5 protein-coding genes are annotated in these 12140 nt (G+C 41.4%); all 5 read left to right on the forward strand.

Annotation, left to right across the window (positions count from 1 at the left end):
- The first annotated feature begins 35 nt into the window (after positions 1-35).
- The 5 genes from G9X63_RS08050 to G9X63_RS08070 all read left to right on the forward strand — a co-directional run bounded on the left by G9X63_RS08050 (position 36) and on the right by G9X63_RS08070 (position 11975).
- Positions 36-3242 (forward strand): SusC/RagA family TonB-linked outer membrane protein, encoded by a 3207-nt coding sequence (locus tag G9X63_RS08050; protein ID WP_252622353.1) that lies wholly within the window; start codon positions 36-38, stop codon positions 3240-3242.
- Between the two features lie 20 nt (positions 3243-3262).
- Positions 3263-4693, forward strand: coding sequence for a SusD/RagB family nutrient-binding outer membrane lipoprotein (locus G9X63_RS08055; RefSeq protein ID WP_130923618.1), 1431 nt, complete (start codon positions 3263-3265; stop codon positions 4691-4693).
- A 173-nt stretch (positions 4694-4866) separates the two neighbouring features.
- Entirely contained in the window at positions 4867-8019 is a 3153-nt protein-coding gene (locus tag G9X63_RS08060) for a SusC/RagA family TonB-linked outer membrane protein (protein ID WP_252622356.1), read from the forward strand.
- Positions 8020-8028: 9 nt separating this feature from the next.
- Positions 8029-9510, forward strand: coding sequence for a RagB/SusD family nutrient uptake outer membrane protein (locus G9X63_RS08065; protein ID WP_252622358.1), 1482 nt, complete (start codon positions 8029-8031; stop codon positions 9508-9510).
- A 62-nt stretch (positions 9511-9572) separates the two neighbouring features.
- Positions 9573-11975: an alpha/beta hydrolase family protein gene (locus tag G9X63_RS08070; protein ID WP_252622360.1), complete on the forward strand. Its 2403-nt coding sequence runs from the start codon at positions 9573-9575 to the stop codon at positions 11973-11975.
- The last annotated feature ends 165 nt before the right edge of the window (positions 11976-12140 follow it).

Genomic DNA, 12140 nt, shown 5'->3' on the forward strand with positions numbered 1-12140 from the left:
ATTCTATTATTTTTTCATTAATTAAACTCAACAACATGAAAAAACTATTACTCATTGGGGTATTGATGATGACTGTTTTCAGTTCATTAATAGCTCAAACAAGGCAAGTAACCGGTAAGGTTACGGCTTCAGAGGATGGTGCGGCTCTTCCGGGAGTTAGTGTCAGCCTAAAAGGTTCATCTCGTGGTACAACCACGGCAGCAGATGGTACTTACAAAATTACAGTAGGAGACGGAGCTGCCATCGTCTTCAGTTTTGTGGGCTATAAAGCTCAAACGGTTTCAGTAGGAAGCCAAAGTTCAATCAACGTAGTTTTAGCTTCAGATGCGTCTGAGTTAAATGAGGTTGTTGTAACGGCTTTGGGACTTACACGTACAAAAAACTCTTTACCTTATGCTGCTCAGCAAGTAAAGGGCGAGGAATTAACTCGTGTTCGTTCTGGTAACGCATTCTCACAACTTTCTGGTAAAGTATCAGGTGTGCAAATCACACAAGGTAACGCAATCGGTGGTTCTACTAACGTAGTAATCCGTGGTTCTAAGTCCTTGACTGGTAATAACCAAGCTTTATTCGTTGTAGATGGTGTGCCAGTAGATAACTCTGTGAACAACTCATCTAACCAACGTACAGGTCGTGGTGGTTATGACTATGGTAATGCAGCTGCGGATATTAACCCAGATGATATCGAGTCAATGACTGTATTGAAAGGTGCTGCGGCAACTGCTCTTTATGGTTCACGTGCTTCGAATGGTGTGATCATGATCACTTCTAAGAAAGCGAAGAAAGGTTTAGGTTTGACAATCAACTCAGGTTTATCTGTAGGAACGATTGATCGCTCTACTTTCCCTAAATACCAAAACCAATATGGTGCTGGTTACTCTGATCCATACCAAAAAGATGGTTTCTTCTATTTTGATGCAAATGGTGATGGACAAGATGATTTAGTAGTACCTACATCTGAAGATGCTTCTTACGGTACGAAATTTGACCCTAGCTTACAGGTATACCACTGGGATGCTTTTGATCCTGCTGGTCCTAACTACCAAAAATCAAAGCCATGGGTTGCTGCGGCAAATACACCAGATAAATTCTATGAGACTGCTATTTCTAATAACACAAACATCTCTTTAGATGGTGCTACAGATAAGGGTACTTTCAAATTAGGATTTACACGTAACGAAGATCGTGGAACTTTACCTAACTCTAAGGTTTCTAAGAATATCATGAACCTTTCAGGAACGTATGCTATCTCTCCTAAGTTAACGGCATCAGCAACGGCTAACTTCTCAGTAGTAGAAGGTTTAGGTCGTTACGGTACAGGTTATGATGGATTGAACGTGAATCAAAACTTCCGTCAGTGGTATCAAACAAACGTAGATATCTTGGAGCAAAAAGAAGCTTATTTCCGTAACAACAAGAACGTTACTTGGAACTGGTCTGATCCTTCTACTGCAGCAGGATTGAAGCCTATCTATACAGATAACTACTATTGGACTCGTTACCAAAACAAGGAGAACGATACTCGTACTCGTATGTTCGGTAACGCGATGTTGAACTACAAAGCAACGGATTACTTAAACGTAATGGGTCGTATCACAATGGATACCTATGATGAGTTCCAAGAGGAGCGTATCGCTGTAGGTTCTACGGATATCGCTGAGTATTCTCGTTATGATCGTCACTTTGAGGAGATCAACTATGATTTAATCACGAATTTTGACAAAAACTTAACGAAAGATTTAAACTTAAAGGCATTAGCTGGTTTGAACTTACGTAAGTCTTTAAACCGTTCTGTTTACGCTATCACAAATGGTGGTTTGATCGTTCCAGGTTTATATTCAATTGCTAACTCAAAAGGAACAGTTTCTGCTCCATCTGAGTCGTATAACCCACGTGAAGTATTTGGTTTATTCGGTGGTGCTACGTTAACATACAAAGACTTCTTAACGTTAGACGGAACTGTTCGTCAAGACAAGTCGTCTACGTTACCTGTGGCTAACAATGCGTACTTATACTATGCAGGTTCAGCTTCTTGGTTGTTCTCTCACCACATCGAAGATTTACCTTGGTTAACTTCAGGTAAGTTACGTGCTAACTATGCAACGGTAGGTAATGATGCTCCTTGGGGATCTATCTCTAACGTATATGATCAACCAGCGCCGTTTGGTTCAACGATCTTATTCTCAGTTCCAGGAACTCAAAACAATCCGAACTTGAAGCCAGAGCAAACTATCTCTAAGGAGTTTGGTTTAGAAATGGCTTTCTTGCAAAACCGTTTAGGTTTTGACGCGACGTATTACCACACTAATACATTAGATCAAATTTTACCTGCTTCTGTTACGACATCAACAGGTTATAACTCGACTTATGTAAATGCAGGTAACATCGAAAACAGCGGTATCGAATTCAGTCTTTATGGTTCTCCTATCAAGACAGCAGATTTCGCTTGGAATGTAAACGTGAACTTTACACGTAACCGTAACAAAGTATTAAGCCTATATAATGAAAGCCAAAACTTACAGTTAGCTTCATTCCAAGGTGGTGTTACATTGAACGCAACAGTAGGTGAGCCTTACGGTATCTTGAAAGGTAGAACTTGGAAGTATGTAAATGGCGAGAAATTAGTGAAAGCTAACGGACGTTATGACATGACGACAACAACTACGAATAATATCGGTAACGTAAATCCTAACTGGATTGGTGGTATCAACAACTCATTCCGTTACAAGAACGTTACATTTAGCTTCTTGATCGATGTGAAGTCTGGTGGTTCTGTATTCTCATTAGATCAGTACTATGGTGCTGCTACGGGTGTATTAGAAGAGTCAGCTTTATTGAATGATAAAGGAAACCCATCTCGTAGCGAAATTTCTGCTGGTGGTGGTGTGATTATGCCAGGTGTGAAAGCAGATGGTACGCCTAATGATATCCGCGTAGAGAACTACTATGGAACATATGGTTATGCATTCAACCCACAACATGCTTTCGTTTACGATGCTAGTTATGTAAAGTTACGTGAAGCAAACCTTACTTATTCTTTACCTCGTGCGCTTGTAGCTAAATTAGGTGGAGTAAAAGGAGTTGATTTATCATTGTACGGACGTAATTTGTGGATCATTCACAAAAACCTTCCTCACTCTGATCCTGAAGAGAATCTTTCTGCTGGTAACGTGCAGGGATATCAATCAGGTGCGTATCCTACGACACGTTCGATTGGATTTAACGTGAAATTATTGTTTTAATCATCCTTAATTTGATACAGATGAAAAGAATATTTTTAGTATTTGTACCGCTTTTGTTTCTTGCATCAGCTTGTACAGAGGATCTTGCATCCTTAAACGTAGAGACTAAGAAGCCAGCAGCTATTCCTGCACCTACTTTGTTCTCGAATGCAGTTAAGTCTCTTGCAGGGAACTTAGCTACTGCGAGTGTGAACACAAACGTGTTCCGTTTTACGACTAGCCAATGGGCTATGGCCGTATACCAAGATGAAGCTCAATATGATTTCCAAACACGTGCTATTCCTAACCAATGGTGGAATGGTATGTACCGTGATGTATTAGCTGATTTACGTGAATCATCTCGTTTAATCAATGCAGATGCGTCTTTACTTCCTAAAGAGAAAGCGAATAAATTAGCGATCTTGGATATCATGGAAGTATATACTTTCGGAATTTTAGTGAACTCTTTTGGAAATATTCCTTACTCAGAGGCACTAGATGCAACTAAGTTGTTCCCTAAGTACGATGATGCGAAAACAGTTTCTGCTGATTTAATCACTCGTTTGAATGCTGATATCACTAAGTTAGATGCATCTGCAGCTGGATTTACTTCTGGAGAAGATGTGGTTTACAAAGGTTCAGTAACGAAGTGGGTGAAATTTGCAAACACCTTGCGTATGAAATTAGCTATGATTGTAGCGGATGAAAACGCAAGTGCTGCAAAAACTGCTGTTGAAGCTTCTGATGCAGGTGCTATCTCAGCATCTTCAGATAACGGTTTATTCACGTATTTAACTGCTTCTCCTAATCAAAATCCATTACACGTGGATATCGTATTAGGTGGTCGTCAAGATTATATCGCAGCGAAAGACTTAATGGATAAATTAACTGGTTGGAATGATCCACGTAAAACAGCTTACTTCTCTACAAACAACGCAGGTAACTATGCGGGTGGTATCGTAGGAAAAGTAAACACATACGTAGATTTCTCTCGTGCAGGTGCTAAAGTAATTGCAGCAGATGCTCCTTACGTATTAGCGGATTACGTTGAAACTGAATTCTTACGCGCTGAAGCAAAAGAAAGAGGATTCAATGTAGCTGGTACAGCTGAGCAACACTATAATAACGCGATCACTGCTTCTATCCTATATTGGGGTGGAACACAAGCAGATGCTGACGCTTATTTAGCTCAACCTGATGTAGCTTACACGACAGCTGCAGGAAACTGGAAGCAAAAAATTGGTACACAAAAGTGGATCGCTCTTTACAATCGTTCTTTCGAGACTTGGACTGAGTTACGTCGTTTAGACTATCCAGTGATTACTGCACCAGTCAATGCAAAATCTGGATTCCCTACACGTTTAACGTATCCTAACACAGAGCAAACTTTGAATGGAACTGCTTACACAGCGGCTGCAGCAGCAATCGGTGGAGACGTAGTAACTACGAAGTTATTCTGGGATAAGAACTAATTCTAGTTTTTAGAAAGGAAAAAAAAGGGCGACCCGTAGGGTCGCCCTTTTTTTGTTTTATTTTTTTATGAAGTAGATAAAAACAATTTATTGTTAAATCTTGTTTATTAATCTGTTAAGCAATAATTTGCCTTACTATTATTATCTCATCATTTGTTTAAACTAAAGACATTATGAAAAAAACAGTACTATTAAGTATGTTCATGTGGCTAACAGCAATGATTCCATTGTTTGCCCAGGACAGATCAATTACAGGTAAGGTGACCGGAGATGATGGTTTGGCTTTACCGGGAGTTAACATTGCCATTAAAGGCACGAGTAAAGGGACTAACACGGATGTGGATGGTGCTTTTAAATTAAGTGTTTCAGCTAATGCTGTGTTAATTGTGAGTTCAGTTGGTTATTCACCTCAAGAGGTCAAAGTAGGTAACAGAACCGTGATTAATGTTTCTCTTGCTTCGGCTACTTCTACCTTGGATGAAGTCGTGATCACGACGTTCGGTACAGCCAAGAAAGCTTCCTTTACGGGTTCCTCTGCGAAGGTTAGTGCAGAGAAACTAGGAGTTAGACCGATTACAAATATCGGTCAAGCGCTAGAAGGTATCGCTCCGGGTATTACAACTACGTCCACTTCTGGTCAGCCGGGTTCTGCTCCAGCGGTACGTATTCGTGGATTTGGTTCGATTTCCTCTTCTAATGATCCATTGTATGTAGTGGATGGCGTACCTTACTCAGCGAGTATTGCTAATTTAAATAATGACGATATTGAGTCGATTACCGTATTGAAAGATGCAGCTTCTACTGCACTTTATGGTGCGCGTGCGGCGAATGGTGTTGTGATGGTAACGACTAAAAAAGGTACGAAAGGAAAAAATTCGATTAATGTAAAATACACGAAAGGTTTTAATACACGCGCTTTGCCAGAATACGATCGCGTAGGTGCTGCGGATTACTATCCATTAATGTGGGAGTCGAATCGTAATAACTTAGCTTACCGTGCAACGAACCCTGTAGCCATTGCGACAGCGAATGCGACGGCTTCTGCCGGTTTAGGTGCTATTGTAGGTACAGGTTATAATGTGTACAATGTTCCGTTTGCTCAATTAGTAGGTACAGACGGTAAATTAAATGCGTCTGCTCAAATGATTTATAACCCAGATGATTTAAACTGGGAAAAAGCAGTAATGCGTCAGGGTATCCGTGATGAGGTAAGTGCAAACTTCTCTGGGTCGAATGGTAAGTCAGACTATTTCTTGTCTGTGTCTTATTTAAATGACAAGGGATATCAGATTAAATCTGATTACGATCGTTTTACGGCTCGTTTAAATGTGAACAGCCAAATGAACAATTGGTTCAAAGTGGGTGCTAACATGAATACAACAGTGACGACTTCAAACCAATCTACGGCTGATGGAGGAACTTCTTTTGTGAATCCATTCTTCTTTACTCGTGGTATGGCTCCTATTTATCCCGTGTATGCGTATGATCCGGCAAGCCCAGGTTCATTCTTGACATTGGAAAATGGAAGACGCCGTTATGACTATGGTAACTTAAGTGCTTTAGGCTTATCAAACCGTCCTCAATATGGTGGTCGTCACGTCATTGCTGAAACGGAATTGAACGAAAACTTCTTCCGTAGAAATTTATTAGGCGGTCGTGCGTATGGTGAGATTTCTTTCTTGAAAGACTTCAAATTCACGAACAGCGTGGGTGTGGATATCACAAACGCAAATACCGTTATTTTTGGAAACCCAGAAATTGGTGACGGTGCTCCGGCAGGTCGTGCTTCAAACACATTTGAGAATATTACGAATTACAACTTATCACAGTTGTTAACGTATAACCACTCGTTTGGAAAGCATAATGTAGATGCCCTAGTAGGACATGAGAATTATAATTTAGTTTCTAATAGCTTAGACGGTTCTCGTTCGCAGCAAATTTTAGATGGTAATTATGAGTTAATTAACTTCACTACGACGACGAATTTAACATCTCAGTATGATATCCGTCGCGTAGAAGGTTTCTTCTCTCGTTTGAACTACGATTATGATTCGAAGTATTTCGTGTCGGTATCAGCTCGTCGGGATGGTTCTTCTAAGTTCTATCAAGAGAAGCGTTGGGGTACTTTCTACTCTGCTTCTGCTGCTTGGCGTTTAGATCAAGAGGACTTTATTAAGGAATTGACGTTTATCGATAACTTAAAATTGAGAACTTCTTGGGGTCAAACAGGTAACGATGGTGGTATTAGCAACTATGCTTGGCAGCCATTGTACGCTTTGGGTTGGAATAATGCAACAGAGCCAGGTATTTTACAATCCTCTTTAGGAAGCAAATCTTTAGAGTGGGAGACAAATACGGCATATGATGTGGCTTTAGAATTCGGTTTGTTCAAGAACAGAATCTCTGGTACCATTGAATATTTCGATCGTCAGTCGACTAACTTGATTTTTGCTGTGCCTCTTCCTTTATCAGTAGGTATTGGAACGGAAACGCGTAATATCGGTTCGATGTACAACCGTGGTATCGAGTTACAGTTAGCTGGGGATTTAGTTCGTACTAAGGATTTTGTTTGGAACGTAGATTTGAATGCCACTAAACTAGAGAACAAAATCACGAAGATGCCTGCAGAAAGCAAGGAGATCATCGATGGTACGAAGAAATTAAAAGAAGGTAGCTCATTATATGACTACTGGTTACGCGAATACAAAGGCGTTAATCCGGAGACGGGTGTGGCGGAATACCGTGCCATCTCTTATGTAGCTTCTAATTCGAGAATTACGGCGAATGGTGATACCTTGACGAATAACATCGCTAACGCGCGTTATGCTTACAACGGTACGTCTATTCCAGATTTGACAGGATCGGTGAATACTTCTCTTCGTTACAAAGGATTCACTCTTTCTGCTTTGATGGTGTATCAATTAGGAGGAAAGGTGTATGACGCAGCTTATGCTGGTTTAATGGGAGCAGGATACCACAATGCGAAGCACGTAGATATCTTGAAGCGTTGGGTTAATCCTGGTGATATTACGGATGTACCACGTATGGACAATGGTCGTACAGCTGATTTTGATGCAGCGTCTGACCGTTGGTTAATTGATGCAAGCTTTATGAACATTCGTACGGTTACTTTATCTTACCGTTTACCTAAGTCAATCATGAATCGCTTGAAAATTGACAATGCTCAGGTGTACGTAAGTGGGGAGAACTTCTTAATGTTATCACGCAGAAGCGGAATGAACGTTCAGCAGAACTTTGGAGGAACAACAAGTAATGTTTACAGCCCTGCGAAGTCATTAGTTTTAGGTCTATCATTCTCTTTATAATATAGAATCATGAAAAAGAAATATTTAGGTTATTTTTCGCTTGTATTCGCACTGTTACTTTCATCTTGCGAGGAAGCTTATTTAGATACTACCCCTACGGCTAGTATTGATGCTGGATCAGCATATGCCACTACAAAGAATGCAGCGGCGGCTGTTAACGGTATTTACCGTTCGTTTATTGTTCGTTATTTAAGCTCTCAAGGTCACTCGGGTCACCCTGCTATGATGATTATTCTTGATCACATGGGAGAAGATATGGTCTTAGGAACTACGGCTGCTTCTTGGCACGTGGGAGAGACGCGTTGGACGGCTCACCGTTCTGATGTAAACACGATGGTGCAATTTCCTTATGAGATGTATTACCGCATCATTGGTAATGCGAACATTGGTATTGCTAATTTAGACAAGGCGGTAGGTCCTGCGGCTGATCGTAATTCATTGAAAGGGGAAGCTTTAGCATTGCGTGCTTTTAGTTATTTCAACTTAGTGCAATTATACGGTAAGCGCTATGACGCAACAGCTAAGCCTAATGCACAGTTAGGTGTGCCTTTGGTTTTAGAGCCTACCACAGAAGGAAAGCCACGTAACACGGTAGAAGAGGTATACGCTCAGATCAACAAAGATTTAGCGGATGCAGCAGCCTTGTTAACAACTTCCCGTTTGAACAAATCACACATTAATTTAAGTGTGGTGAAGGGTTTACAAGCACGTGTTGCCTTAGTACAACAAGATTGGACAAATGCGGCTAAGTTTGCAGCGGAAGCGCGTGCGGGTTACACACCTATGACGGCAACGCAATACCAAGATGGATTCCAAGATTTGACAAACTCAGAGTGGATGTGGGGTTTTGATCACTTAGAAGACCAAACAGAATATTTCGGAGCGTATCACTCGTACATTTCTTGTAACTATAACTCTACGGTTATTAGAACCTATCCTAAGGTAATTAATAGCTTATTGTACAAGCAAATTCCAGCTACAGACGTAAGAGCTAAAATGTGGGTTGAGACACCTACGGCAGCTAACTCCATCGTGCCTCCAGGAGGTGTTCGTCCTAAATTCTTGAATCAGAAATTCAGATTGCCAGGTACGCCATCTACTTCAGCGCAAGGAGATGTTCCCTACATGCGTGCAGCGGAAATGTATTTGATCGAGGCTGAGGCAAAAGCTCGTTTAAATGATGCTGCAGGTGCTTCGCAAGTATTGTTTGATTTAGTAAAAACACGTGACGCTAGTTATGTGAAGTCAACTAAAACAGGTGTTGCTTTAATTGATGAAATCTTGTTACAACGCCGTATTGAATTATGGGGTGAAGGACATCGTTTCTTAGACTTGAAGCGTACAAACGCAGCATTGAATAGAAATGGTACAAATGCTATTGCATCTGTCGCTTTATTGTTTGATGTGCCAGCAGGAGATGTGCGTTGGGAATTCTTAATTCCTCGTCGTGAGATTAATGCAAATCCAGCGATCGTACAAAATCCATTATAATTTATTTTGTAATTTAAAGGTGGCTAATTTATTAGCCACCTTTTTTTGTTTAAATCTATCCTATGAAAAAATCATTCTTAACCTTGGCGCTTAGCGTCTTATCTTTTTCTGCTTCGTATGCGCAGGACGATGCCTATCAAATACCTCCTAAAGCCATTGCAGACTTATTGCTTGCGAAGCCTACGCCACTTGTGCGTATTGATTCGAAGGCTGAATACCTGTTGTTATTAGGTCGTAATTCCTATCCTACCGTGGAGGAACTAGGCCAGCCAGAAATGAAAATTGCGGGTCTTCGCTTGAATCCCTTGAATTTTTCTCCGTCTCGCCAAAGTCCCATCAGCAGCATTACCTTGCAAACGATTCGTACCGGTGCGAAAGTAGAGATCGCCGGTTTACCTAAAAACCTAGCTGCCGGATCAATCGCTTGGAATCCGTCGGAAACGAAAATCGCATTTGCACAAACCGAGGTAAACGGTGTGGATTTATATGTGATTGATATCGCTTCAAAGAAAGCTATTCGCATCAATAGTGTTCCTTTAAATCAAGTTTTGGGGAATGCCTTTACTTGGGTGGACGACCAAACTATTCTATACAAGGTGACCACGCATGATGCGGCCGGAGCTCCTAAACGTCCGATTTCGCCTAAAGGACCGACCATTCAACAGAATGTAGGAAAAGCGGCACCAAGACCGACGTTCCAGGATTTGATTAAATCTCCTTACGATGAGAGTTTATTTTCCTATTATGCAGAAGCCCAATTAGTGGTGTATAAAAATGGTGTGAACAAGAAAATAGGGGAGCCTGCCTTGTATAATTCATTCCAACTATCGCCGGATCGTCGCTACATTCTAACGCGTTCAGTCGCGAAGCCTTTCTCATATGCCGTACCGGCCTATGGTTTCCCTACGACGGTGAAAGTCTTAGATTTGGATGGAAAAACAATCAAAGAAATTGCGAAACTGCCATCAGCGGAGAGTGCTCCAGCTGGAAATGATAATGTGCAAAATGTGCCGCGTGGATTTGATTGGCGTGATGATGAGCCAGCTTCCTTAGTGTATGCGATGCCATTAGATAGTGGATTCATTAAAAAGCAAGTAGAATTTCACGATGCCGTTTATTCCTTGTCTGCTCCCTTTACGCAAGAGGCCAAAGAATTATTTAAGACGAAGACCCGGTATGCTGGGGTGATTTGGGGAAATTCTAAAGTGGCTTTAGTGACGGAAGTATTACGTGGAAAGCAGACATCCAAAGTAAGTCGTTATTCTTCTGCGGATGGATCAATGGAAGTTTTGTACGAGCGTAATCTAACGGATGCCTACAAAAACCCAGGCAGTCCGGTGTTAATGAAAAATGCTTTAGGTCGCGAGGTGATTCAAATGACGGATAACGGGACTAAGATTTTGATGAACAACCCGGTGGGTTCTTCTGATCAAGGGGATCTTCCCTTTATCTCGAAGTTTGATTTAGCGACGAAGAAGAATGAGATTATTTGGCGCGCAAAACCGGGCTACTTTGAACAAGTAGAGGAAGTGATTGATGCAGACAAACTGATCGTTTTAAGCAGAAAGGAATCCCAAACGGAGGTGCCGAACTACTTTATCAAGCACTTGTTAAATCCATCGCAGGATAAAGCTTTGACCCAATTTGAAAATCCTTATCCGAATTTAGTGGGTATCACTAAGGAGAAAATCAAATACAAGCGTGCGGATGGCGTGGACTTAACAGGCGATTTATATCTGCCTAAAGGCTATAACAAAGAAAAAGATGGTCCTTTGCCGGTATTGATTTGGGCTTATCCACGTGAATTTAATTCAGCGGCAGATGCAGCGCAGGTTCGTGGTAGCAAAGATCGTTTCACTGTCTTGAGCTGGGCTTCACCTATCTATTATGCGACTCAGGGTTATGCGATTTTAGACAATGCGGAGATGCCGATTGTGTCTACGGATGCTTCTAAAAAGCCGAATGACAACTTCGTTGATCAATTACGTTTAAATGCTTCAGCGGCGATTGACCATTTAGTTCAATTAGGCGTGGGCGATCGCAAGCGGATGGCCGTGGGTGGTCACAGTTACGGTGCTTTTATGACGGCGAATTTATTAGCACATACCGATTTATTTAAAGCAGGTATCGCACGTAGTGGGGCATACAATCGTACCTTGACCCCTTTTGGGTTCCAAAACGAAGACCGTACTTACTGGCAAGCTCCGCAATTGTACTATGAAATGAGTCCATTCAGCTACGCAGATAAAATCAAAGAACCGATTTTATTAGTGCACGGTGAGCAAGATGATAACACGGGTACATTCCCAATTAACTCGGAGCGTTTATACGCTGCTTTGAAAGGAAACGGAGGAACGACTCGTTTTGTCTACTTACCTTACGAAGCACATAGCTATCGTGGGAAAGAAAACGTGTTACACTTGCTATGGGAGCAATTCCAATGGTTAGAAAAATACGTCAAGTAAGGCGAAAAAAAAGGAAGCAAAAGAGGGCGACCCGTAGGGTCGCCCTCTTTTTTTAAACACACGCAGCATTTTTGTGCTTTATTAATTATGCTCTAAAAAGAACGGCGGCCCGCAGGGCCGCCATTTTTTTTATCTCTACTCTCTACTCTATAATCTCGACTCTCC

Origin of the sequence: Aquirufa antheringensis (assembly GCF_023921165.1) — a bacterium.
Taxonomy (GTDB): Bacteria; Bacteroidota; Bacteroidia; order Cytophagales; family Spirosomataceae; genus Aquirufa; species Aquirufa antheringensis.